The 25733-nt window shown below is 60.7% G+C and carries 20 protein-coding genes; 9 read left to right on the top strand and 11 right to left on the bottom strand.

Annotated features, from left to right (window positions below; genetic code table 11):
* Positions 1-296: 296 nt before the first annotated feature.
* Both AC4CWH_RS03125 and AC4CWH_RS03130 read left to right on the top strand, forming a co-directional pair.
* The gene (locus AC4CWH_RS03125) at positions 297-533 is read left to right on the top strand and encodes an Atu4866 domain-containing protein (protein ID WP_491320342.1); all 237 of its coding nucleotides are present in this window, start codon (positions 297-299) and stop codon (positions 531-533) included.
* Positions 534-648: 115 nt separating this feature from the next.
* Positions 649-2439, top strand: a complete 1791-nt coding sequence (locus AC4CWH_RS03130) for a M23 family metallopeptidase (protein WP_491320343.1) — start codon at positions 649-651, stop codon at positions 2437-2439.
* Between the two features lie 24 nt (positions 2440-2463).
* On the opposite strand, the gene ade is transcribed toward AC4CWH_RS03130, so the two are convergent.
* The gene (gene ade, locus AC4CWH_RS03135) at positions 2464-4158 is read right to left on the bottom strand and encodes an adenine deaminase (protein ID WP_491320344.1); all 1695 of its coding nucleotides are present in this window, start codon (positions 4156-4158) and stop codon (positions 2464-2466) included.
* 370 nt (positions 4159-4528) lie between these two features.
* On the opposite strand from ade, the gene corA reads away from it, so the two are divergent.
* Complete coding sequence (gene corA / locus AC4CWH_RS03140) at positions 4529-5542, top strand: magnesium/cobalt transporter CorA (RefSeq protein ID WP_491320345.1); 1014 nt, start codon at positions 4529-4531, stop codon at positions 5540-5542.
* Between the two features lie 70 nt (positions 5543-5612).
* Here corA and aptA read toward each other — a convergent pair whose 3' ends face one another.
* The 6 genes from aptA to AC4CWH_RS03170 form a co-directional block, all read right to left on the bottom strand.
* Entirely contained in the window at positions 5613-6941 is a 1329-nt protein-coding gene (aptA, locus tag AC4CWH_RS03145; RefSeq protein WP_491320346.1) for an omega-aminotransferase AptA, read from the bottom strand.
* Between the two features lie 313 nt (positions 6942-7254).
* Positions 7255-7566, bottom strand: a complete 312-nt coding sequence (locus AC4CWH_RS03150; RefSeq protein WP_491284170.1) for an ArsR/SmtB family transcription factor — start codon at positions 7564-7566, stop codon at positions 7255-7257.
* 115 nt (positions 7567-7681) lie between these two features.
* Positions 7682-8428, bottom strand: a complete 747-nt coding sequence (locus AC4CWH_RS03155; protein WP_491284171.1) for a HugZ family pyridoxamine 5'-phosphate oxidase — start codon at positions 8426-8428, stop codon at positions 7682-7684.
* A gap of 3 nt (positions 8429-8431) precedes the next feature.
* Complete coding sequence (gene choV, locus AC4CWH_RS03160) at positions 8432-9478, bottom strand: choline ABC transporter ATP-binding protein (RefSeq protein ID WP_491284172.1); 1047 nt, start codon at positions 9476-9478, stop codon at positions 8432-8434.
* Entirely contained in the window at positions 9475-10317 is an 843-nt protein-coding gene (choW, locus tag AC4CWH_RS03165; protein ID WP_491320347.1) for a choline ABC transporter permease subunit, read from the bottom strand. The genes choV and choW overlap by 4 nt, the downstream gene beginning before the upstream one ends.
* A 195-nt stretch (positions 10318-10512) precedes the next feature.
* On the bottom strand, positions 10513-11460 hold the full coding sequence (locus AC4CWH_RS03170; RefSeq protein WP_491320348.1) for a choline ABC transporter substrate-binding protein: 948 nt from the start codon (positions 11458-11460) through the stop codon (positions 10513-10515).
* A 230-nt stretch (positions 11461-11690) separates the two neighbouring features.
* Here AC4CWH_RS03170 and AC4CWH_RS03175 point away from each other — a divergent pair, with 230 nt between their 5' ends.
* The 3 genes from AC4CWH_RS03175 to AC4CWH_RS03185 all read left to right on the top strand — a co-directional run bounded on the left by AC4CWH_RS03175 (position 11691) and on the right by AC4CWH_RS03185 (position 14372).
* The gene (locus AC4CWH_RS03175) at positions 11691-12143 is read left to right on the top strand and encodes a pseudoazurin (RefSeq protein WP_491320349.1); all 453 of its coding nucleotides are present in this window, start codon (positions 11691-11693) and stop codon (positions 12141-12143) included.
* A 218-nt stretch (positions 12144-12361) separates the two neighbouring features.
* Positions 12362-13195, top strand: a complete 834-nt coding sequence (locus tag AC4CWH_RS03180; RefSeq protein ID WP_491320350.1) for a hypothetical protein — start codon at positions 12362-12364, stop codon at positions 13193-13195.
* 13 nt (positions 13196-13208) lie between these two features.
* Complete coding sequence (locus AC4CWH_RS03185; RefSeq protein WP_491320351.1) at positions 13209-14372, top strand: DUF2333 family protein; 1164 nt, start codon at positions 13209-13211, stop codon at positions 14370-14372.
* 106 nt (positions 14373-14478) lie between these two features.
* Here the strand turns inward: AC4CWH_RS03185 and AC4CWH_RS03190 are convergent, their stop codons facing one another.
* Positions 14479-14850: a PAS domain-containing protein gene (locus tag AC4CWH_RS03190; RefSeq protein ID WP_491320352.1), complete on the bottom strand. Its 372-nt coding sequence runs from the start codon at positions 14848-14850 to the stop codon at positions 14479-14481.
* A gap of 122 nt (positions 14851-14972) precedes the next feature.
* Complete coding sequence (locus AC4CWH_RS03195; RefSeq protein ID WP_491320353.1) at positions 14973-15665, bottom strand: helix-turn-helix transcriptional regulator; 693 nt, start codon at positions 15663-15665, stop codon at positions 14973-14975.
* A gap of 471 nt (positions 15666-16136) precedes the next feature.
* Between AC4CWH_RS03195 and AC4CWH_RS03200 the strand changes: the two genes are divergently transcribed.
* Together AC4CWH_RS03200 and AC4CWH_RS03205 are read left to right on the top strand one after the other, a co-directional pair.
* Positions 16137-18428, top strand: coding sequence for a TonB-dependent hemoglobin/transferrin/lactoferrin family receptor (locus AC4CWH_RS03200; RefSeq protein ID WP_491320354.1), 2292 nt, complete (start codon positions 16137-16139; stop codon positions 18426-18428).
* Between the two features lie 153 nt (positions 18429-18581).
* Positions 18582-20261 (top strand): formate--tetrahydrofolate ligase, encoded by a 1680-nt coding sequence (locus AC4CWH_RS03205; RefSeq protein WP_491320355.1) that lies wholly within the window; start codon positions 18582-18584, stop codon positions 20259-20261.
* Positions 20262-20270: 9 nt separating this feature from the next.
* Here AC4CWH_RS03205 and AC4CWH_RS03210 read toward each other — a convergent pair whose 3' ends face one another.
* Positions 20271-21251, bottom strand: coding sequence for an extensin-like domain-containing protein (locus AC4CWH_RS03210; RefSeq protein ID WP_491320356.1), 981 nt, complete (start codon positions 21249-21251; stop codon positions 20271-20273).
* Between the two features lie 101 nt (positions 21252-21352).
* Entirely contained in the window at positions 21353-23167 is a 1815-nt protein-coding gene (locus AC4CWH_RS03215) for a methyl-accepting chemotaxis protein (RefSeq protein WP_491320357.1), read from the bottom strand.
* A gap of 355 nt (positions 23168-23522) precedes the next feature.
* Here AC4CWH_RS03215 and AC4CWH_RS03220 point away from each other — a divergent pair, with 355 nt between their 5' ends.
* Positions 23523-25712, top strand: coding sequence for an anthranilate synthase (locus tag AC4CWH_RS03220; RefSeq protein WP_491320358.1), 2190 nt, complete (start codon positions 23523-23525; stop codon positions 25710-25712).
* Positions 25713-25733: the final 21 nt, after the last annotated feature.

Raw genomic sequence — 25733 nt, forward strand, 5'->3', positions numbered from 1 at the left:
GATCTACCGCCCCGGGCTCTGTCTCCGCCATATTCGGTCCTGCAAGACACGAACAAACGGTTATCCCGAAGAAAGGAGACGGAAATGCGAAATTTCCAGCGGCTGCTTGAAAGCCCGATGACATGGTTGATGGATTGGCTGGATCGGTCGAGGCAGACCTATCGCAGATCCGTCGCACGGCGGCGGGATCAGGACCTGCGTCGCAGATATATGAACGGCTGAGCCCGTTTCAAAGCGCCGGCGGCAATTTGGGTCGCCGGCCGCCCCTTTTCATACAATCCGACAAGGAGATCACCATGGCGTCTCACCGATATACGGGCCTCTGGGTCACCCAGGATGGCCATGTTCGCCATGCACTTTTGCCGAACGGGCGTTATGTGGAGGCCCGCGGCAATCGTGAAGGGGCCTATCAGGGCCGTTACGAAATCAACGGCGACCACATTGCCTACAAGGACGATACGGGCTTCACCGCCGATGGCGAGTTCCGCAAGGACGTTCTCTACCATGCCGGCATGGTTTTGATACGCGACTGAAGTCTGCCCGATGCCTGCTTTGCCTGTTGGCAGCGGCACGTAAAATCTGCCGCGACACATTTTCGCCATGGAACCTGATAACGTCGCGTCACGGGTTTCACGAGGGCATTGGCGAATGGCGGTCTCGGCACTGCGCGCATCGACGCAGGCGGATGGGTTTGGTGTCATCCATCCCGCGCATACCGTCATCCGGTTTTCGTTTGTCAGCCATTGGCGCATCACGCTGGCGCTTGTGCTGCTGGCCGTCGCGTCCATCTTCCTGCTCGGCGAATGTATGGTCTTTGCCACGGCAAGTGCTGCTTTCCCGCCGAAATCGGTCGTCTGGAGGGCGCCGCGCCGCCAGCCGGTCAGTACGCCGAAACAGGGCAGGGTGTGGATGCCGGTTTTGGCCGAGACGCCGAAGCTCGACCTCATCGAGCGGATGAGCGACGGCTCCTTTGCCCGCTCGGCCTATTTCGATGTGTCGCTCGATCTTGCCGAAGACGCGGATCAGGCCAAAGCAGGTCCGCTTCAGGCCTATCAGGAGCAGCCTTCCCACGCCGATCCGTTCGATCTGGTGATACGGCCGTCGGCAGGTGAGACCGCGCTGGTTGCGGCGCCTGCGCCAAAATCGACACGGGTTGCCAAGTCGGCCCGGCCTGTTCCGGTGCGCGGTGAACCGATCAATGTCAGCATTGCCGCGCCGTTGAAGCCAGCCTCGAAAATCCGCCGGCTGGTATCGCTGCCGGCGCGCGAAGAGCCGCTGCGCAATATCGAAGGCGCCGTTGACGTGCCGGAGGCCGAGTTTGCAAGCCTTGCCCGCGAGCTTGGCACTGACAGCGTCAAGCCTGGCGAGGAGCTTGATATGCTCGTCGAGGATACCGCCACCGGGGATACGCAGATCGTTTTTGCCCGCCATGTCTCGCCCCGCAAGGGCGAAAGGCTGCTTGCCCGCCTCGATAGCGGTCATTTCCGCACGACGGCCGAACGCCATCTCTATGACCGGCTGGTGGCCGAGGCTGCGGCGGGTGAAGCCCCCGCCGCCACAAAACCTGCGCCGCATCCGCAGGAGGCGCGGGATCTTGGCCGGGCCGCGTCGGCTTATCCAAAGCTTGCCGACCATCTGGCGCGCGGCAAGGTGCCCTCAACCGTCGGCCTGCAGGTGGTGGAACTGTTGAAGGCCAACAATATCCGCTGGTCGAAATCCGATGACATGCCCGTCCTCGACGTGGTGTTCCGCAAGGGTGAGGACGGTGGCGATGAACTGGTTTCGATCACCCTGCATGAGGGCGAGACGGAGCGGCATTTCTATCGTTATCAATCCACTGAGGACGGACAGACCGAGTTTTTCGATCATGAAGGCCGCTCCGTCTCCAAAAGCCTGATGCACAAGCCGGTCTCTGCCGGCCAGCAGGGCGATGGTTTTGGCTGGCGCGTTCATCCCATCCTGCAGGTGAAGAAGTTTCACAACGGCGTGGATTTCAGGGCGCCCAAGGGGTCCCCCATCGTTGCCGCCGGCGATGGCGTGGTGGAGAAGATTTCCTGGGAAGACGGGTATGGCAAGTTCGTGCGCATCCGCCACGATGGCGGTTATGAAACCACCTATGCCCATATCGATGGAACGCCGAAGGACCTGAAGGTCGGCCAGCGTGTCGCCCAGGGCCAGGTGATTGCTTATGTCGGTTCAACCGGTCTCTCCACCGGCCCGCATCTTTATTACGAACTGCGCGTCGGCAATACCTATGAGGACCCGACCAAGGCGCAGATGCCGGCCGGCACCGTTCTGCGCGGCCGCGCTCTGGATGAGTTTCACCGGCAGGTGGCGCATGTGGAAGCCATTACCCAGGCGATCAAGACGACGGCCACATCCGCGGCCGAAGCCGTGGCCCATGCGCTGACGCCGGATAGGGAACGCGGGCCGCAATAAGCGACCCGCCGTGACGGTCGCGGCCTATGCCAGAAGCATGAACTTGTCGACGTCGACCATGCCCTTGTCGGAAATCTTCAGGTGCGGAATGACCGGCAGCGGCAGGAAAGCCACCTGCAGAAACGGTTCTGCAAGCGTGGTGCCGAGCGCGTAAGCCGCCTTGCGCAGGTCCGTCAGTGTGTCGCGCACGCTCTCATAAGGCTCAAGGCTCATCAGGCCGGCAAGCGGAAGCGCGATCTCGCCGGTGACCTTGCCATCCTCGACCACGACGAAGCCACCGCGGATGTCTGACAGCCGGTTGGCCGCCAGCGCCATGTCGTCTTCGCTGACGCCGACGACGCAGATATTGTGGCTGTCATGGCCGACCGTGGAGGCGATGGCGCCCTTCTTCAACCCGAACCCCTGCACGAAGCCGTTGGCATGGTTACCGTTCTTGCCATGCCGCTCGATGACGGCGACCTTGATGATGTCGTTGGCAAGATCCACGGTCGTCTGGTTGCCGGAGGAGGGCAGGCGGTAACGGCGATGTTCGGTGATGATCTTTCCCGGCAGCACGCCGATGACAGGCTGTTCTTCGGTCTTGACCGGCACGGAGAAATCCGCCGCCTTGACGATGCGTGCCTTGACGCTGTCGAGCCCGACCGGTTCGACGGGCAGGCGGGTCGCAAACAGTTCAGCCGTGACACGGCGGCCGGCTGAAAACACCATCTCGGCGTTGCAGTTTTCAAGACTGTCCACCACCACCAGATCCGCCCGCCAGCCGGGGGCCACAAGGCCGCGGTCGCGAAGACCGAAGGCGCGGGCGGCGGAAATGGAGGCGGCGCGGTAAATCGCCAACGGCTCCACACCATGGGCGATGGCCGTGCGGATCATGAAATCCAGATGGCCTTCCTCAGCGATATCGAGCGGGTTTCGGTCATCGGTACAGAGTGCCAGATAAGGCGACAGGCGCTCGGTGATGATCGGCATCAGCGCGTGCAGGTCTTTCGACACGGAACCCTCGCGCACCAGAATATGCATGCCCTTGCGGATCTTTTCCATCGCCTCTTCGGCGCTTGTGGCCTCATGTTCGGTGCGGATGCCCGCGGAGAGGTAGCCGTTCAGGCCATGGCCGAGAAGCAGCGGTGCGTGCCCGTCGATATGCCCGCCCTGGAAGGCTTCGAGTTTGGCCATGCAGATCGGATCCTTGTGGATCACGCCTGGGAAATTCATGAACTCGGCAAGGCCGATGACTTTTGGATGGTCGCGAAACGGCAACAGGCGTTCGATCGGCAGATCGGCGCCGGCGGTTTCCAGATGCGTGGCCGGCACGCAGGAGGAAAGCTGCACGCGGATATCCATGATCGTCTGCTCGGCCGAATCGAGGAAGAACTGGATGCCCTCCGTGCCGATGACATTGGCGATCTCGTGCGGATCGCAGATCACGGTCGTTACGCCATAGGGCAGCACGCAGCGGTCGAACTCGTGCGGCGTCACCAGCGAGCTTTCGATATGCAGATGCGTATCGATGAAGCCGGGCACGACGATTTTGCCGGAAATGTCGATTTCCTCGACGCCTTCGTAAGCCTCGCAGGTGCCAACGATGGTATCGCCGCAAAGCGCGATATCGGAAGCCACCAGTTCGCCGGTCACCAGATCGAAGAAACGGCCGCCTTTCAGGACGATATCGGCCTTCACCCGTCCGGTGCCCTGATCGATGCGGTTTTCCAGATGGCTCATGGCTTTCGAACTCCGATTGCGCTGTTCCAGCCAGTCTATCCGGCCTTGGCCCGCATTGGAACGCAAAAGCCCGAACAGTCCCCAGACGCTGTCTTTGACGGATGGTGGACGGCGCTGCAAGGCCATGATCCGAAATGATGTTTGGCCCTTTTCGCTCGGGGGTTCCCTACTCGAAAACCTTCGTCTCATTTAGGCTTGACGCACTGCAAAAACGGGGCCATGGGAAAGGTGTGATGAGCAATTCATCCCATCCAAGGACCCCGATCATGGACCCCGACAGTCGATTGTCGACATCAAAGACTGAGACCCGCCGGTAAGGATGCTGCGTCCGCTCCGGAACGGGTTTTTAAAAGCCCCGAAGGAGCCACTCATGCTGCGTATCTATGGACGCGATGCTGACCGCCTGATCCTGCGCGATGCAAACCCTGCAATCCCATCCGACATCACGCCCCCGGACGCTGTCCCGGCACCTCAGCCTGTGTGGTTCGACCTGATTTCCCCGTCGCTGGAGGAAACCGCACGGGTGCAGGCCGAGCTTGGCATTCTCCTGCCGACACGCGACGAGATGGAGGAAATCGAGCTTTCCGCCCGCCTGTATCAGGAGGACGGGGCCGAGTTCATGACCATGACGGCGCTGACCAAGCTGGATGGCGAGGAGCCAATGAAAACGCCGGTGACCTTCGTGCTGAAGGGGCCGACGCTGGTGACGGTGCGCCATGCCGAACCAAAACCCTTCACGATCTTCTGCAACCGGGCCCTGCGCTCCAACGGCCAGACCTATGGCGGCGGCGACGAGATCATGCTGGGCCTGATCGAGGCGATCATCGACCGGCTGGCGGATGTGCTGGAGCGGATCGGCAACGAGATCGACGGCATTTCACGCGAAGTGTTCCGCGGAAAATCCGGCACTGTCAGCAAGAAGACACAGGATCTGCAATCGCTGATCGATCAGCTCGGCCAGAAGGGCGATTTTCTGAGCAGCGTGCGTGAAAGCCTCGTCAGCATCTCAAGGCTTGTGGCCTATCACGCCGCGCTGGAAAGCCCGCAGCGCAAGCCCTCCAAGGAAACGCGCCAGATGGTGAAGCTTCTGCAGCGCGATGCCCTGTCGCTTGGTGACCACGCGACCTTTTTGAACGGCAAGATCAATTTCCTGCTGGATGCGACGCTTGGCCTGATCAATCTCGAACAGAACCAGATCATCAAGATCTTCACCGTCGCCTCGGTGGTCTTCCTGCCGCCGACGCTGGTCGCTTCCGTCTACGGCATGAACTTTGCCATGATGCCGGAGCTGAACTGGTCTCTGGGATACCCTTGGGCTGTTCTTCTGATGGTCGCCTCCGCCGCGTTGCCGTTTTATTACTTCAAGCGTCGCGGCTGGCTCTGACAGCCTGTCTTGTCTCACAACGAAAACGCCGCGTGAAAAATCACGCGGCGTTCTGCATTGAGGCCAAGCCTCAGATATTGTTGTTGATGATCTCGCGCAGCTTGCCGAAAATCTCGTCGATATGATGTTTTTCGACGATCAGCGGCGGCGACATGGCGATGATGTCGCCGGTGGTGCGGATCAGCAGGCCATCGTCATAGGCCTTCAGGAAGGCGTTAAAGGCGCGTTTGGTCGGCTCGCCGGCGATCGGATCGAGTTCGATGGCGCCGATCAGGCCTAGATTGCGGATGTCGATGACGTTCTTGCAATCTTTGAGCGAATGCAGGCCGTCTTCCCAATAAGACGCGATGTCGGCGGCGCGCTCGAACAGGCCTTCTTCCTTGTAGGTGTCGAGCGTGGCAAGCGCTGCAGCGGACGCGATCGGGTTGCCGGAATAGGTATAGCCGTGGAAGAACTCGATCATGTGTTCCGGGCCGTTCATGAAGGCATCATGGATTTCGGCGGTGACGAACACGGCGCCCATCGGGATGACGCCATTGGTCAGGCCCTTGGCAGTGACCATGATATCCGGCTTCACACCGAAATACTGTGAGGCAAACGGCGTGCCGAGGCGGCCGTAACCGGTGATGACTTCATCGAAGATCAACAGGATGCCATGCTTGGTGCAGATGTCGCGCAGCTTCTGCAGATAGCCCTTCGGCGGAATGAGAACGCCTGTAGAGCCGGCAACCGGTTCCACGATGACGGCGGCAACGGTGGAGGCGTCATGCAGGGTGACGATGCGCTCCAGTTCGGTTGCCAGATCGCCGCCCACTTCAGGCTCGCCGCGGGTAAACGTATTCTGGCCGGGCAGGTGCGTATGCGGCATGTGATCGACGCCGGTCAAAAGCGTGCCGAACATTTTTCGGTTCGAGACGATGCCGCCCACCGAAATGCCGCCGAAATTGACGCCGTGATAACCGCGCTCGCGGCCGATCAGCCGGAATTTTGCGCCGTTACCCTTGGCGCGGTGATAGGCAATCGCAACCTTCAGTGCCGTATCGACCGATTCGGAACCGGAATTGGTGTAGAGGACATGATCGAGACCTTCAGGCGCGATATCGACCAGACGGTTTGCCAGTTCGAAAGCCTTGGGATGGCCAAGCTGGAAGGCCGGCGCATAATCGAGTTCACCGGCCTGTTCGCGGATGGCCTCGGTGATTTTCGGGCGGCAGTGACCGGCGTTGACGCACCACAGGCCCGCCGTCGCGTCCAGCACCTGGCGACCGTCATGCGTCGTGTAATGCATGTCCTTGGCGCCGACGAACAGGCGCGGTTCTTTCTTGAACTGGCGGTTCGCCGTAAAAGGCATCCAGAACGCCCGCAAGTCATTTGGGGCGGTATTCAGGCGGTTCGACATCATGATCTCCATGGCCTGTCAGAGCGGGGGCCAGTACCCGGCCGGCAGCCCTCTGGCCACTGGCGACACTGCGCCCAAGTTACCAAGCGCGTCACCGCCGTCAAGCCGCGTTTACAGGCGCAAGCTTGGCATCCCACGGCATAAATTTGATGGTCTGTCGTCGGTCACGGAAAGACGGCGCGATGGCCGAAACTCTATCATCGAGGTGAAAGAGCGCGGCCGATAAAACGCGCGCAACAACGGCAGGGGAGCAAAATTTTTGCCCGGCTCCCCGCCTTTTTTGATCTTTTTCAGCCGGATGTCAGCGCTGTCATCAGGCCGCAGATTTAGCCGGCTCGGGCTCGCAATAAAGGGTCTCGAGCGTTTCGAGAACTTTCATCACCGATTCGGCCGAGCTGGAATAATAGATCGTCTGCGCATCACGGCGCGTGTTGACCAGCTTCTGCGCGCGCAGTTTGGAAAGATGCTGCGACAGGGCGGACTGGCTGAGACCGACCTTCGTCGCCAGCGCCCCCACGGCAACCTCGCCCTTGACCAGGCAGCATAAAATCATAAGCCGTTTCGGATTGGCCATTGCAGACAACAAATTTGCTGCTGCAGCCGAATGCTCAGTGAGTGGCATCATCTCTTTGTTCCTCAGTCGTCCCCTAGCAATCGTAACCGGCCTTGGCTGGTAACAATGTGTCAGAAATCTAGCAAGTTTTTGGCAGGATTGTATATCCCTAAATTTTACGTAGTCGTTATACAGCTTTAAGTATTATACGAATTTCGCCATCCGCTTCCGTAACGGTACGGCAGAGGGACGAAAATTCGTAACGCAGACCATTCCCGGCGCCGATCAGGTCAAAACCGGCCGGATCCACGCCGCAAAGGCGATATTTTGCCTGTTCTCGCCCTCCTGCCGCGGCGGCGAGCCGACTCACATCGCTATGTTCCATTATAATATTTTCCTGAAGAACAAGCCAGTCCGTCATGTCCCCCGCCATATCCTGCGGGGGAGCGAGGAACAGCGACGTGCCCTTGATCGCATAGGCGCGTCCGAAGCCGCCATTGAGCGAAGCCGTCTGCGGCACGAGGCGGAAAAACAGGAAATCGGGAAAGTCGATATAAAGTGCCGCCTTCGGATGCCGGTGGAGAAAGCGGGTGCGCAGGAGGCGATGATGGTCACTGTCGCGCGCCACCGCCTCTGCCCGGCACATCACGGTGATGCGCGGATGGGCAAGCGGATCACCCTTGCCGGGTTCGCCGGCGAGAAGCGAGCAGCGCTGGTCGGACAAAAGGCTTTTTGTGTGGCTTGAGAGTTGCGAGACGAGGATGATCGGCACGCAGTCGAAATCGGTTGCCACCAGCGCTCGGCTGACGGCCGGGAAACCGGTTTCCGGATCCAGCACGCCAAGCGACACGGTACGCGCTGCCCGGATGAGGCAGCGCGCCTGGTGAAGCGCTGCCTCGTCTGTTTCGCGCAAGACCGAAGGCTTGTCCGCCACGCCCTAGACCTCGCGGCGCCGGTGGCGGGTGAGGCCGGCAATCACGTCGTCTGCCCCGATGGTGCCGATGACAGTGCCGTTGTCGACGATGCCAACGACGCCCGGCTGACGGGTCATGGCGTCGAGGATATCGACAAGCGGCGTTTCGGCGCGCGCCGTGGCCGTGACGGGTGACTGAGTGGCGGCGGCGCCCGCGCGCATGATGTCGCCGGCCGTCAGCATGTTGATCGGGTTCATGTTCTGCACGAAATCCGCGACATACTGGTCGGCCGGCGCCTGCACGATCTGCTGCGGCGTGCCGCACTGGATGATGCGCCCGCCTTCCATGATGGCGATGCGGTTGCCGATGCGGAAGGCCTCATCCAGATCGTGGCTGACGAAGAGGATGGTCTTTTTCAGCCGGCTCTGGAATTCCAGGAGTTCATCCTGCAGCCTTGTGCGGATCAGCGGATCGAGCGCCGAAAACGGCTCGTCCATCAAGAGGATCGGTGCGCCCGTGGCAAAGGCGCGGGCAAGGCCGACACGCTGCTGCATGCCGCCGGAGAGTTCGCCCACCTTGCGCTCGCCCCAGCTCGAGAGGTTCACCAGTTCCAGCTGCTCGGCCACACGTTTTTTGCGCTCCCCCTCGGGCACGCCGGCAAGCTCCAGCCCAAAGCCGACATTGTCGGAAACGGTGCGCCAGGGCAAAAGCCCGAACTGCTGGAAGACCATGGAGACGGTGTGCATTCGAAGATCGCGCAGGGTTTTTGCCGAGGCCCGGTAAGGATCGATCGGGCCCTTGGCACTTTGTACCGTGACACTGCCGCGCACGACGGGGGCGAGCCCGTTGACGGCGCGCAGAAGGGTGGACTTGCCGGACCCCGAAAGCCCCATCAGAACAAGGATCTCGCCCTGCTTGATCGTCAGCGAGGCATTGGAGACGCCCAGCACCAGTCCCGTTTCTGCACTCACTTCATCACGCGAACGACCCTGGTCCATCAGGGTGAGCGCCCGTTCGGGCCGGTCGCCGAATACGATATCGACTCCGCCAAATATGATCGCGTCGCTCATGCGCCTTCTCCTGCGTCGGTGCGGAACATCCGGTCGAGAATGATTGCGAGGATAACGATGCAGAGGCCCGCCTCGAAACCGCGAGCAATGTTGACGGTGTTGAGCGCGCGCACGACGGGAACGCCAAGGCCGGAGGCGCCGACAAGCGCTGCAATCACCACCATCGACAGTGACAGCATGATCGTCTGGGTCAGCCCCGCCATGATCTGCGGCATGGCAAACGGCAGTTCCACCTTGCGCAGAACCTGCGAGGGCGTCGCGCCAAAGGCCATCGCCGCTTCCGTCAGCGCATCCGGTGTCGAGACAATGCCGAGCCGGGTAAGGCGGATGGGAGCCGGGATGGCAAAGATCACGGTGGCGATCAGGCCGGGCACCATGCCGAGACCGAAGAGGATCAAGGCGGGGATGAGATAGACGAAGGTCGGGATGGTCTGCATGAGGTCGAGCACCGGGCGCATGACCTCGTAAAGCCAGGGGCGTCTGGCAGCGGCGATGCCGAGCGGCACGCCGATTGCCATGCTGACGGCGGCGGAAGCGACGACGAGCGCCAGCGTTTCCGTGGTTTCCTTCCAGTATCCCTGGTTAATGATGAGGAGGAGCCCGAGACAGGTAAAGAGGGCAATGCCAACAGAGCGGCGCAAAAACCAGGAGAGGGCGGTGAAGGCAAAAACAACGGCCAGCGGATGGGGCCATTGCAGCACGAACAGCAGGCCGTCGATCACGCTCGACAGGACGGAGGAGAGCCAGTCGAAGAACCAGGCGCCATTCAGCGTCAGCCAGTCCACGGCGTTTTTGGCCCACATCCCAATCGGAATACGGTGGTCGGTCAGAATTTCCAAGGGCTTCTTCCAGTGCGGGTCAGGTTTCGGCGGGAAGGGCGGGCCGCAGGGTCAAGGCGGCCTGCCTTTCGGCGAACTCCGTTCCCGGATGGTCTCCGGGCAACGGATGAACACATCGGAATTGCCGCCCGGGCCTTGGTCTGCGGCAGTTTTGGCCACCGCTTGGAAAGGCTTTTGCCGGGCGGAGAGAAAGCCTCAGAGGCCGAGCTTGCTTTTGACTGCCGCAAGGCCGTCCTTGCCGTCAAGCGTGGTGACATTGGCAAGCCAGGGTGTCACGGCGGCCGGATTGGCCTTCAGCCATGCGGCTGCCGCCTTCTGCGGATCCTCGCCATCGTTCAGGATCTTGCCCATGATCTCGTTTTCCATCGGCAACGAGAACTTGAGATTGGTGATGAAGGTGCCGGCGTTCGGGCAATCCTTGGTGAAGCCGGCGCGCACATTGGTGAACACGCTGGCGCCACCGAAATTCGGTCCGAAGATGTCGTCGCCGCCGGTGAGGTAAGTCAGCTTGAAATTGCTGTTCATCGGGTGCGGTTCCCAGCCGAGGAACACGACCGGCTTGCCGGCGCGGTCGGCGCGGGCGACCTGCGCCAGCATGCCCTGCTCGGAGGATTCAACCACCTCAAAGCCCTTTAGGCCAAAGGTGTCCTTGTCCACCATGTCGAGGATCAGGCGGTTGCCGTCATTGCCCGGCTCGATGCCGTAGATCTTGCCGTCGAGATCCTTGGAATGGGCGGCGAGATCCTTGAAGTCCTTGATGCCAAGTTCGGCGCCCTTGGCATTGGTTGCCAGCGTATATTTGGCGCCAACGAGGTTCGGACCAAAAGATTCCACCGACTTGTCGTCGAGGAAAGGACGCACGTCATTTTCCTGCGTCGGCATCCAGTTGCCGAGGAAAACATCTATATCCTTGTTCTTCAGCGACTGGTAGGTGACCGGCACCGACAGGACCTGCACCTGCGGCTTGTAGCCGAGCGCCTCCAGCACGACCGAAGCCGTCGCCGTGGTGGCGGTAATGTCGGTCCAGCCGACATCCGAGAAGCGGACGGCGCTACAGCTTGCCGGATCGGCAGCCAAGGCCTGGCTCGAGACGATCGCGGCAATCGAGGCGGCGAGCGTGAATTTCAGCGATGTTGCGCGCATGGTGGCTCCTTCTTTTTTGTTCCCCGCCATTATCAATATCCCTGTTGCGCAAGCAAGCGCGCCGGATCGCGGCGCGCAATAGGGGCTATTTGCGACAAAATGGCAGAAATGTGTTTTGACCTCGGTCAAATCCCGGCCCGGCGCAAGGGCGTATGAGCAGGTCCGCAATGAACACAGGATGCGGCATGGGCCTTGCGAAAGGTCGCACGGCGCGCCAAGGAGATTTAACGATGAAAACCTTCCTCACCAGAACGGGCTTTGCAGCGCTCGGTCTTGCTCTTTTGTCTTCGGCAGCGCTTGCCGCCGACATTGAAGTCAAAATGCTGAACAAGGGTGCCGATGGCGAAGCCATGGTGTTCGAGCCCGCAGCCGTCAAGGTGGCCGTTGGTGACACGGTCCACTTCGTGCCTGTCGACAAGGGGCATGATGCGGCAGCCGTCAAGGAACTGCTGCCGGAAGGTGTTGCCGAGTTCAAGGGCAAGATGAACCAGGAACTTGTCGTGACCATCGAGAAGGAAGGCGCCTATGTGGTGAAATGCACACCGCATTGGGGCATGGGCATGGTGGCGCTGATCGTGGCCGGTGATGGCACGCCCGCCAACCTCGAGGCCATCAAGACGGCGAAGATGGCCAAGAAGACCCGCGACCGGCTGGATGCCGAGATTGCCAAGCTCGGCCTCTGATCAGGGCAGGGCTGCTGCCGTTATAGCCGGCGTGATTGCCCGTCGCGGCGTTGTCGCGGCGGCCAGCCAGCATCCATTTTACCACGCCTATCTCACAGGGACTGCGGCGTTTTTCAAAATCGGCTGTTAATTCATGGCATGATCGCGTGTATGCGTGATGGCGTGCCGGGACGCTGAAGCAAGAGATGCGCCCGGTGGCACGGCTCGGGAGTGGCAGCATGACGGATGGAGCACAGGGACGTCACGGTGACGATACAGGGTCTGCGATGGGCGAGATCCGCGACGCGCTGACCGCGATGATGGCCGATCTCCAGGCCCCTGCGGGAAAACCAGCACTGATCGACCGCGCCCGGCTTGACGGGCTGGAGGAGAGGCTGGCAGCGCTTGGCGTGCGTTTTCGGGTGGCTGAGGGGCAGGCGGCTCATCGGCTGGCCGATCTTGCAATCGCCATCCGGCGTCTGTCTGCACCTTATCTCATGCCGGTGGCCAAGCCGCGCCGTGCGCCACTTTTGCGTCTTTTCAGTCGTCGCAGCGAGGCCTTGCAGGAGCCTGTGGCGCCGCTCATCTTTGCCACGCAGGCATGGCAGCTCGCGGGCGATATTGCGGGTCTCCTCTGCGTTCTCCAGGCGCAAAAGCTTTTCCTCGATGATGCCCTGCCGCCTTGCGAGGCGTTTGCCGATACCCTCAAAGACGCCGGCGACAAGAAGGCGGCGACGAAACGGGATCCCGTGCTCTTTGCCGGCTGGCAGGAACTGACGCATGATCTGATCGATCTCGTCATCGACATGACGGCCAGCTGCAACATCCTGCGCAACCTGCTGACGGTCGAGACTGAGGCTTTCGTTCTCCTGGTCGCCGGCGTCGATGGCACGCTTCTCGCAGACATCGAACGCGATCTGCCGGCTCTCGAACCCTATCTACAGCAGTGGAAGGCCAGCCGTCTCTCGGCAAGAAGCATCGATGCTCGTCGGGCGCTTCTCGCCGAGGTTTATCATCATCGCTTCGGTGGTGCTCGACAAGCGACGGCCGCGTCACTACCTGAAGGCCGATAAAGGAGATCCATGCATGATCGCTGCGTTTTTGAGCCGGTTCCTCGATGCCCTGAAGCGCAGCTTCCGGCTACTGTTTGCCTGGATGGCATGGCCCTTCATGGCGGCGCATGGCTGGTACGGCGGCCGTAGCCTGATGATCAAGGCGCCGCTTGGCGTGTTTCTTCTGGGGCTTGTTGCCCTCTATGGTTATTTCATCTGGCAGACGCAGGTGTGGACCGGCTTTGATCCGAACTTCGTCGACCGCTACCATCTGGCGGAGCGCCAGCGTTCTGCCGGACAGGAACTGCCGGCCGCCGTTCCGGCCGCAAGCCCTTCGCCTGCCACGGCAGGCGCCACTACGACAACGCCTGTGGCCGCACCGCGCCAGTGCCAGACCTCGGCCATCGTTGAGGTTGCGGCTGACCTCACCGACATGAATGTCAACGAAAACGCCTGGATTTCCTCCATGCTGCTCTATCGGGCGGGCTTTTTCGGCATGGACTGGGACAACACGCCTTTCCTCGACAACAAGGCAAGTTTTCAGCGCGGCGTGAACCAGGCGGTGCGGCGCACCTCGGCAGAACTGGTCGATTCGCTCGGGCGCGTGCGCGGCACATCGGGCATCAACGGCGATCTCCAGGATGCGCGCGGCAACCTGCAATTTGATGAATTCTCGTGGTATTTCGGCCTTAACCCGTTCGGCTTCAAAACGCCGACCCCGAGTTATTACCGCTCGGCCATCAAGAGCCTGCGCCAGTTCAACACAGATCTGGCGGCCTGCAACGCGATTTTCGATACCCGCGCCGATAACCTCGTGCAGTTTGTCGATCGCATCGCAAACGATCTTGGTTCCACCTCGGCGATCCTCCGGGAACGTTCGGAAAACCACAATGGCGGCTGGTTCGATACGCGCGCCGACGACCGTTTCTGGTTCGCCTATGGCCAGCTCTATGGTTATTATGCCGTGCTTGCGGCTGCCCGCGCCGATTTCGACCAGGTGGTGCGCGAGCGCAATCTGGCGCCGCTCTGGGCCGATACTCTGTCGCAGTTCCAGTCGGCGCTGCGGATCCAGCCGGCTATCATCTCCAATGGCCGGGAAGATGGCTGGATCATGCCGACCCATCTCGCGACCATGGGCTTTTACATCCTGCGCACCCGCTCGAACCTCGTGGAAATCCGCGCCGTTCTCGATCGGTAACGCAAGGACAAGGGGCAGAGCCGTGAAGCGCTGCTCCTTGTTTGCAACACGTGTCGCACGGGGCGGGCCGTACCGCTGGGGCTTTGCAGCCGGAGGCGCACGGTGCCTATCGAGGGTCGGAGGCAGCAATCATGCGAAGGTCGCCATAAGTGGGTGGCATCTCGAAGGTGATGCCGACGATATCCCCGCCGCTGCCTTCCTTTGCGCGAAAACGGCCAACGGAGCAGCATAACTTGTAGTTGTTGCCCTGCGAAACCACCCGATAGGTCTTGTGGATGGCGACACGGCGGGCGGCTGCCGCTTCATGACCCTCCATCGCCACGGCCAGATCGTCCGGATGGATGCGTGCGGTAAGCGCCACCACGTCAAGCGGACCATCGGTGGCGGCCATGCCGAAAATGGCACTCGCCTGGCTGCAGCCAAACAGGTGCCCGGTGTCGATCTCGAACCGCCAGAAGCCGGTCCGGTTGAATTGCATGAAAAGGTGCAGGGTGTCTTGCGCGCTGAGACCAAAAGTCTCCTCACCGAAGGCAGGAATGTCATTCGCGACAATAGGTTGAAGCAAACTGTCAGACTCCATGAATGCGACGGTTCCGCGATCTAGCTGATCAGCCGCAGGCGTATGGCCTTGGCAACCAGCTGGGTCCGGTTAACGCAATCGAGTTTCTTGATCGCCTTGTTGAGATAGGCGTTGATCGTGTGATCGGACAAAGACAGGATACTCGCGATTTCGGAGGATGTCTTGCCTTGTGATGTCCAACGCAACACTTCCAGTTCGCGCACCGTCAGCAGTTTTATCGTCGCCGGCTCCTGCCGACGCAGCCGGTCATAGATCGTGAAGGCCTGCAGAAGCAGCATACCCACTTCGTTGAGTTCGGGGAGCGTCAGAAGCGGGCGGGAGCCCTCCAGTTGGATGATATAGCTGGAGCCGTCGCCCGAGTGCAGTGGCATGACAACGCCCGCGCACGTGTCATGGGCCTTCAGAAGATGCCGCAGCGTATCCGGAATCTCGGGCCTACAGCCCTCCGCAGGAACGGGCTCGCAATTCCAACAGAGTGGCAGGATCATGGTCTTCAGCAGCGGCACCAATGGAGAGCTTTGCAGAAAGCGATTCTGGTCAAAGGCGCGAATATAGGCCTGTGGAAGCGTGCTTTCGACGATCAGCGGTTCTAACAGCATGTCCGTGGAAACGGGTGCATTGGCCAGCGTAAAGTAGCGGAAACCGAACTGTCTGGTGATGTGCGACAATGCTGTGACCACTTCGGCGCGAGTATCGGCCGAGGATAAAGCCATGCTGATATGCGATTGGCGTTCAAGGGTGATCATTCATTTTGCGATTTTTAAGTGCGACAATATTTCTGTCGGATTGACAAGTATTACAATTCAAGTCCCGGAGCCAGAGCCGTTTTCGAATATTAGAATTTACAACTAAAAGTGCTTACGATCGTCTTAAATACCCTTTTGAAGGCGTGCGGTCTTTGTTGAACGGCTGTGCAGCGTTTAGTGCGCTCGCTAGGTTTTGCCAGTGAATTTTCCGGCCCCGTCCTGGAAATTCTGAGCTTGTGTCGGAATTGACACGATTTGATCAACTAAAACATGATACACAGAGTCATGTTTAATGTTGACAAACAGGATCATGTTTTTTATTCGGCATGGATAAGGCGCTTCTGCGTCGCCGGTCTATTCATCTTCAGTATTGAACGTCGCTCCTTGCGCGGCCGCGATTTTGTGCGCGCTGTTGCTTGGGGGCTGGGAAAGGTTTTCATGCTAAACCGCTTGCGCGTTTCTCTTCTTGCCTGCACAGGTCTGTCGCTCCTTGCGCTGGCTCTTCCAGCCATCGCACAGGAGGCCGCCGTTTCTGCGGAAAATGCTGCCTCCGATACCACCGTGCTTCAAAGGGTCTCGGTGAAGGGCGAGCGGGCCGCGGCGGCGGCCAAGGGCAGTGCGACCGACAGCCCACTCACCACAGAGACCACAAGTGCCGAGCTTGAAGACAAGCAGATCACCAATCTGGAAGATCTCGGTCGTGTTGCCGAACCGGGCGTGACGTTCAACCGCACGACCGGTGCCGTCAACATCCGCGGCCTTGAGGGCAACCGCGTGCTTTCCACCATCGACGGTATCCCGATCCCCTATTTCAACGATCCAACCCGCAGCGCGACCGGTGGCGTCGATACGTTCAGTTTCTCGTCGCTGTCAGCCGTGGATGTCATGCTTGGGGCTGATTCCAGCCGTGCCGGCGCGGGCGCGCTGGGCGGTGTTATCGCCTACCGCACGCTTGAGCCGCAGGATCTGATCGGCGAGGGGCGTGACTGGGGCGTGCTCTTGAAGTCCACCTATGACAGCACGGATAAGAGCTGGGAAGGATCGGCTGCCGTCGCCAAGAGGATCGACAATACCTCGATGCTGTTCCAGGGCAGCTACCGCAAGGGCCATGAGCGCGAAACGAACGGCTCGACCGGTGGCACCTATACGAATCGCACGGAGGCGAACCCCTCCGATTTCGACCAGTATAATTTTCTGGTCAAGCTGCGCCAGGAGCTGGAAGGCGGCCACACGATCGGCATCACGGGCGAACGCTATCGCAAGGACCGCGATACCGACATGAGGTCCACCCAGGCGACGGCCGCCCAGTCGTCGACCAGCAATTATTTTCCCGGCGACTATACCAACAACAAGGAAAACGAGCGCGACCGCGTCTCGCTGGACTACAAGTTCGAAAGCGAGAGCGATGACAGCATCATCGACAATGCCTGGGCCTCGCTCTACTGGATGAAGACCCGCACGGTGGATGGCTATACCGGCTACCGCTCTTATTCCGTCATCGGGCCCATTGGGCGCGCCAATTCCAACGAGGAAAGCACGTTCGGTCTGATTGGCGCGGTGCAGAAGGATGTGGATCTCGGGGCGACCAAGCACCTCTTCACCTTCGGCTTCGATCTCGCCACGAGCACGATCGAACAATATTCGGCTGGTTATGACAATTGCCCCGCGCCCCTTTCTAGTGGCAGCTATCCGACCGGCTTTACCGCCTGCAGCAATCTGCACACCAATCAGGCCGATACGCCGAAGGTGGATAGCAACCGCATTGGCCTCTACCTTGATGACGAGATTTCCATCGGTGACAGTGGCGTCAAGCTCACCCCCGGCGTGCGTTTCGACTGGGTAAAGCATGAGCCGAAGATGACGCAAGCCTACGATGACAATGCCAGCAACCCGACGCTGCCGGCAGGCTTCGAGGATGCCGGCCTATCGCCGAAGTTGCGGCTTGCCTATGACCTTGCGCCCAAGGTCGAGCTGTTTGGCCAATGGGCGATGGGTTTCCGGGCACCGTCTGCCGGCGAGTTGTATAGCTCGTTCGGTGGTCCGGGCACCTATCTGCGTCTCGGCAATGCCGATCTGGAAACCGAGACCAGCCATGGTTTCGAAGTGGGGGCAAACCTGGGCGACGAGGAATTCGGCGGCCGCATCAACCTGTTCTATAACCGCTACAAGAATTTCATCGACATGCGCGCCCTGAATGATGCCGAAGCCGCCGCCCTTGGCCTGTCCCGGGCCGATTATCGGCAAGGCGGCATCTCCCAATACATGAACGTTGCCCGCGCCGAGATCTACGGCCTGGAACTTTCCGCCCACAAGACCTTCGACAGCGGCCTGCGCCTTGGCGGTGGCCTTACGGCATCCACCGGCAAAAACCTCGACAGCTACAAGAACCTTGCCTCCGTTGCGCCGATGAAGGTGGTGGCAAGCATCGGTTACGATACGAGCTTCTGGGGTGTCGGCGTCGATCTGACCGGCGTTGCGGGATCGCATGACAATGGCAAGGTCGACCAGACCACCTATTCGCGCGCTGCCGGTTACGGCCTTGTCGATTTGACTGCCTGGTGGGAGCCGGAACAGGTGAAGGGTCTGCGCTTTAACGCCGGTGTCTACAACGTGTTCGACCGTACCTATTACGACTACACCACCATCCGCCAGACCAGCGGTGCGACCAACAATGCCTTCTATTCTGAGCCCGGCCGCAGCTTCAAGATTTCGCTGACGCAGCGTTTCTGACCTCCAGTCCCCTGCATCAGCTGAGGCGGCGCGACACTGTTCGCGCCGCCTTTTCTGTTCGTCACCTTCGATCACCAGGTTCTGGCCATTCCAGCCGGCATCGCGATGCGCTAATGAAGGCGCCATCCTGCAAGGTGTAAGAGCGAGGAATGAATGGGAACCGTGCCGTCCGATATCGATATCGCCAGAGCCGCCACCAAGAAGCCGATCTTCGAGATCGGCGCCAAGCTTGGCATTCCGGCGGAGGATCTGGTTCCCTACGGCCATGACAAGGCAAAGCTTTCCGCCTCTTTCATTGCCGCGCAGGCCGGCAGGCCGGATGGCAAGCTGATCCTCGTCACCGCCATCAACCCGACGCCGGCGGGCGAAGGCAAGACGACCACCACCGTCGGCCTTGGCGATGGCCTCAACCGCATCGGCAAACGCGCCATCATCTGCGTGCGCGAACCCTCGCTCGGCCCCTGTTTCGGGGTAAAGGGTGGCGCGGCCGGCGGCGGTTATGCGCAGGTCGTGCCGATGGAGGATATCAATCTCCATTTCACCGGCGATTTCCACGCCATCACCTCGGCGCATAACCTGCTTGCCGCGATGCTCGACAACCACATCTACTGGGGCAATGCGCTGGATCTTGATCTGCGCCGCATCACCTGGCGGCGCGTGATGGATATGAACGACCGGGCGCTGCGCCAGATCGTTGGCCCGCTCGGCGGTGTCTCCAACGGCTTTCCGCGCGAAAGCGGTTTTGACATCACCGTTGCCTCGGAAATCATGGCGATCCTCTGCTTAGCCTCGGACCTGCATGATCTGGAACAGCGTCTTGGTGCCATCATCGTCGGGTATCGCCGCGACCGCACACCGGTGTTTGCCCGCGACCTGAAGGCCGATGGCGCCATGGCGGTGCTGCTGAAGGACGCCATGCAGCCGAACCTCGTGCAGACGCTCGAAAACAATCCGGCATTCGTGCATGGCGGCCCATTTGCCAACATCGCCCATGGCTGCAATTCGGTGGTGGCGACGCGCACCGCGCTGAAACTTGCCGATTACGTGGTGACGGAAGCCGGCTTCGGTGCCGATCTCGGGGCGGAAAAATTCTTCGACATCAAGTGCCGCAAGGCAGGCCTTCAACCCGCTGCTGCCGTCATCGTCGCAACCGTGCGGGCCTTGAAAATGAACGGCGGTGTCGCAAAGGCGGATCTCGGTGCCGAAAATGTCGAGGCCTTGCAGCGCGGCTGCGTCAACCTTGGCCGCCATATTGAAAACATCAAGAAATTCGGCGTGCCTGTGGTTGTCGCCATCAACCATTTCTCCTCCGACAGCGAGAGCGAAGTGGCCGCCGTTAAGGCCTATGCCGCCACGCATGGGGTGGAAGCCATCCTCTGCCGCCACTGGGCCGATGGTTCTGCCGGCATCGAGGATCTCGCCCGGCGTGTGGTGGACATCGCCGATGCCGGCACGGCCGATTTCAAGCCGCTCTACGCCGACGCACTGCCGCTGATGGACAAGATCGAAACGGTGGCAAGCGAAATCTATCGCGCCGGCGACGTGACCGCAGAACCTGCCGTGCGCGAACAATTGCGCCGCTTCGAGGAAGAAGGTTACGGCCACCTGCCGGTCTGCATCGCCAAGACGCAATATTCCTTCTCCACCGATCCCGAACGTCTTGGCGCCCCAACAGGCCACACGGTCAGCGTACGTGAAGTGCGTCTCTCGGCAGGCGCCGGTTTCGTGGTGGCCATCACCGGCGAAATCCGCACCATGCCCGGCCTGCCGCGCTCACCGTCTGCCGAGCGTATTGCGCTGAATGAGGCAGGCTATATCGAGGGGCTGTTCTAGCCCCCGCACTTACCGGCAGTAGCGATAGCCACCCTTGCGCTCCATCACATCGAGATGCAGGTGGTCCTGATGGGTGGCATCGCTGCCGGGAGAGAGGACGGTGGTGAAGTAAAGGCAGGCGCCGGCGGTTGCCGTGCGCTGGAAGGCGCCGGTCATCGTGGAATCCTCCTCCTTTGGCGTCATGGCAATGGTTTCGTCATTGTCCAGCTTGAAGCCGGCGATATCGATGGCGTTGCCGCGGGCATGCTCGGAAATCTTGCCAGTTTCAGCGTGGTTGCGCAGCCGGCAGACATAGCTCGATGCGTTGCTGATCCCGACAATACGCCGCTCCGGCAGCGCGGTCTTGAGGCTGGGTTCCACCAGATCCTTCATCCAGCGGGCAAGCGACAGGGCAGCCTCGCAGCGCATCGGCGTTTTGTCGGAAAGCGGAATGCCCGGCAGCACCTGCGATAGCGCAATCGGCTTTTCGATGCCGCAGCCGTTCTGCTCGTCGGTGACCGGGGGCAAGCTTTCGAACTCCGCCCCCAGTGCCTTCAGGTCTCTCAGGCAGGCCTCGAGCTTTTGCGGATCTTCCTTGACGATAGGCGGCGGGGCAGGGGATGCCTCGTCCTTCTTGTCGTCTTGCTTCTTCTCGTCTTCCTTGGCGTCGTCCCGCGCGTCGTCCTTGGCCGTGCCGGATGCATCATCCGGCTTCCCCGCTGCGGGCTTGTCAGTATCGGGTTTGCCAGTATCGGATCTGGAGGGGGCGGCGTCGCTTTCGGGCTGGTCGCCTTTGATCTCATCGGGCTTTGCCGCTGGAACGGGAATGTCCGAGGGCTGGCTGGGTGTTTCCACCGCCGTCTTTGGTGTGTCGGCGGTCGGATTTTTCGCCTGAACGTCTGTCTGTTCGGACACGAGCGGCTTCACATCGGGGCGCGGACCGTTTTCCGGCAGGTCCATGCCCATCAGGATCAGGCTTGCTGCCGCCAGGACCAGTATTCGCTGTATCATTCCACCCGCTCCTCGTGCCGTTCTGGCAACGACAACGCACGAGCGGGCTTTTGGTCTCATCGCCTGTCGAGGCGGTCACGCATCCCAGCCTCCGGCAGGCTTCAGGCGGCACGGCTGGTTTCTGATCCCTGCCTGTCATTGCGGACGAACTGGCCGACCAGATGCACCATGTCCCCCACTTCCTCGGTGAGCGAATGGGTGGCAGCATTCATTTCCTCCACCATGGCGGCATTCTGCTGGGTGATCTGGTCCATCTGGTTGACGGAGGAATTGATCGCCTGCAGCACGTCGGCCTGCTCGAATGCCCCTTGCGCGATGGTATCGACATCGCCCGCGATCGAGGCGATGTCGCTCTGGATTTCGGTCAGTGCCTCGCCGGTGCGGCTGACGAGATCGACGCCGCCGGCAACGGCGGTGGCCGAACGGGCAATCAGACTGTTGATCTCATGGGCTGCCGCAGCCGAGCGTTGCGCCAGCGCGCGCACTTCCTGCGCCACCACGGCAAAGCCCTTTCCGGCCTCGCCGGCGCGTGCGGCTTCCACCCCGGCATTCAGCGCCAGAAGATTGGTCTGGAAAGCGATCTCGTCGATCACGCCGGTAATCGAAGCGATCTGCTGCGAGGCATCCTCGATACGCTCCATGGCGGCAATCGCCTCGCGCACGATCTGTGAGGATCGCTCGACGTTCTCGCGTGCATGGGTGCTCTTGACCAGCGTGTTGCGAGTGAGGCTGCTGGAGGTGGCAACCTTGCTGGTGATCTGGTCCAGCGCTGCGGCGGTTTCCTCGAGTGCGGCCGCCTGCTGTTCCGTGCGGCGTGCGAGATCGTCGGCGGAGCCATCGAGGCTTTCGGAATTGGCGCGGATCTCGTCGGCCTTGCCGAGCACCCGCTTCATGGTCTGCTGGAAAACGGCCAGCGAGCGGTTGAAGTTTTCGCGCAGCACCTCGAATTCGGCATGGAAGGGGTCGTCGAGCGTCACATGGATATTGAACTTCGACAGCCGGTCGAGACCGGCGCCGAGATCATCGATCACCTTCTTCAACGTTGCGGCCCGTTCCACTTCGCTTGCCAGTTGCTGGGCGCGCTCGGTTGCGGCGCGGTTTGATTGCAGGCTTGCCTCAGCCTCCAGCGCCTGCTTGTCCAGCGCGGCCGTGCGGAAATGTGCTACCGCCTTGGCCATTTCGCCCACTTCGTCCTGACGATTGCTGTGCGGCACCGGGCTCTGGTAGTCGCCAGCAGCAAGCGCCGTCATGAAACGGCCGATATCGCGCATCGGGCTGACGGCCATCCGCCGGAACAGCGTCAGCCCCCCGAAAAGCGAGGTGATGGCAAACAGACAGGCACCGTAGGCGAGCATGCGAAAGGTGGTGTCCTGCGATTTCGAGTGGCTTGCAACCGTGGCCATATAGGTCTCCGACAGGCCCACCAGCGTCACGACAGCCGCCCGTTGCTCGAGGAACAGCCGGCGAAGGGGCACAAGGTTGATGTCGCGTCCGTCCGCTTTTGCCAGGTTGAACTGCGGCACCATACGGCGAAACAGCATGTCCCAGAACGCGTCTGTGGCCGGCTTCAGCTTCGTTTCGATCTGTGTGCGGATCTCGGCGGGCAAGTCCTTGCCAGCCCAGACGGCAAGACGCGTCTCGCTGTCCTGGCGCAACTTTTGCAGGACGACAATATTGGCATCGGTCTCTTCCGGGTGCCGGGCGGTCTCGATGGCGGTGAGATAGGCCTCCACCAGAAACATCGGCGGCGGAAGAATATCGGCGACCAGATCCTTGGCGTCGACGATCCGCTCATACTGCGGCCCCTCGATCTTCAACTGTTGCAGAGAATACAACAGGATGCCGACAGCAAGGCAAAAGCTTGCCATCAGCGTGCAGCCGAAGACGACAAGAAACCGAGAGATTGTTATCTTCATCCGTAAGACCCCGAACATGCTGATAATCCGGCCGCGACGCCCCCGTGGCAACCGTTTAATTTCGGAGTAACTAAAACACGGATTTATTATTTAAACGCTAATCTGGTGTGCCTGCTGCGGTGCAACCGGTCTGGCCTGAAAGCGCGCGGGGGGCTTGCGGGACGCGGGATGACGCGGTATCACCATGCTCATGAAAACGTCGATGATCATGGCTATCTGGTGGTGGGCTCGCTAAAACGCGGCCTTGACCACTCATGTTCTGAGACAAGACAAAGCCGCCCGAACCTCGAGGCGGCTTTTTTTGTCTTAAGAGCGCCTTCCAGGTCCGGATCAGAGGATAATGGAGAGGTGTTGCATGGTAACGATTATCGAAGACGATGGCTCCGAGGTTTATGAGACCCGCGGTGGCATCACGGTCAGCCGCAAACGCCGGCCGGCGCCTTATGCCGATGCGATTTCCAGCTATGTCGACAAGCTGGACGAGCGGCGCGGGGCAGTGTTTTCCTCCAATTACGAATATCCGGGCCGTTATACCCGCTGGGATACGGCCATTGTCGATCCGCCGCTCGGGCTCTCCTCCTTCGGCCGCAAGGTGTGGATCGAAGCCTATAACGGGCGCGGCGAAGTTCTCCTCGATTTCATTGCCGAACGGCTGGCGACCGAAAGCGAACTGACGCTGGGTGAGCGTTCCCTTCGCCGGCTGGATCTGACCGTAAACCCGCCGACGCGCGCCTTCACCGAGGAAGAGCGCTCGAAAATGCCGACGGTGTTTACCGTCTTGCGCGCCGTGGTCGATCTTTTCCATTCGGATGCGGATTCGGCCATCGGCCTGTTCGGTGCCTTCGGTTACGATCTTGCCTTCCAGTTCGACAGTATCGACCTGAAGCTTGCCCGCCCGGACGACCAGCGAGACATGGTGCTGTTCCTGCCCGACGAAATCCTTGTTGTGGACCATCATGCCGCCAAGGCCTGGATCGACCGCTACGATTTTTCGCGCGGGGAGGTGACGACCGTCGGCAAGGATCAGGAGATCGCGCCCGATCCCTTCCGCACCACCGATAAAATTCCGCCAAAGGGCGATCACCGTCCCGGCGAATATGCCGAACTGGTGGTGAAGGCCAAGGAAAGCTTTCGCCGCGGCGACCTTTTTGAAGTCGTGCCCGGCCAAAAATTCATGGAGCGCTGCGACAGCAAACCCTCGCAGATTTCCAATCGCCTGAAGGCCATCAATCCGTCGCCCTATTCCTTTTTCATCAATCTTGGCCATCAGGAATATCTGGTTGGCGCCTCGCCGGAAATGTTCGTGCGTGTGTCTGGCCGGCGCATCGAGACCTGCCCGATATCAGGCACCATCCGTCGCGGCGAGGATGCGATCTCCGATTCGGAGCAGATCCTGAAGCTCCTGAATTCCAAGAAGGACGAGAGCGAGCTGACGATGTGCTCGGACGTCGACCGCAATGACAAGAGCCGTGTGTGCGAGCCGGGTTCGGTAAAGGTCATCGGCCGGCGCCAGATCGAGATGTATTCGCGCCTCATCCACACGGTCGACCATATCGAGGGCCGGCTGCGTCCGGATATGGATGCGTTTGACGCGTTCCTCAGCCACGCCTGGGCCGTCACCGTCACCGGTGCGCCAAAACTCTGGGCGATGCGTTTTGTCGAAAGCCACGAAAAAAGCCCGCGCGCCTGGTATGGCGGGGCCATCGGCATGGTCGGTTTCGATGGCAACATGAACACGGGGCTGACGCTGCGCACCATCCGTATCAAGGATGGCATTGCCGAAGTGCGCGCCGGCGCGACGCTTCTGAACGACAGCGACCCGCAGGAAGAAGAAGCCGAAACCGAACTGAAGGCATCCGCCATGATTTCCGCCATCCGCGATGCGCGTGCCGGCAATACGGCCAAGGTCGGACGTGATGTCCAGAAGGTCGGGCAGGGGGTGAAGATCCTTCTGGTCGATCATGAGGACAGTTTTGTCCACACGCTCGCCAACTATTTCCGCCAGACGGGAGCGGAAGTGTCCACCGTGCGCTCGCCGGTGGCAGCCGAAATCTATGACCGCATCAAGCCGGATCTGGTGGTTCTGTCGCCCGGACCGGGAAGCCCGAAGGATTTTGACTGCAAGGCCACCATCAAGGCCGCGCGGGCGAAAAACCTGCCGATCTTCGGTGTGTGCCTTGGCCTTCAGGCGCTCGCCGAAGCCTATGGCGGCGAGTTGCGCCAGCTTGCCGTGCCCATGCACGGAAAACCCTCGCGCATCCGCGTGCTGGAAGCCGGGACCGTGTTTGCGGGGCTTGGCCGTGAGGTCACCGTCGGCCGTTACCACTCGATCTTTGCCGATCCCAAAACGCTGCCGCAGGATTTTATCATCACCGCCGAAAGCGAGGATGGCACAATCATGGGCATCGAACACGCGAAAGAACCGGTGGCGGCGGTGCAGTTTCACCCGGAATCGATCATGACGCTCGGCGGTGACGCCGGCATGCGGATGATCGAGAACGTGGTGGAAAAACTCGCCAAGCGGGTGAAGGAAAAGGCGGCCTGAGTGCCGGTGGCGCGATGTAAA

This window comes from Neorhizobium sp. PAMB6716 (genome assembly GCF_058242805.1).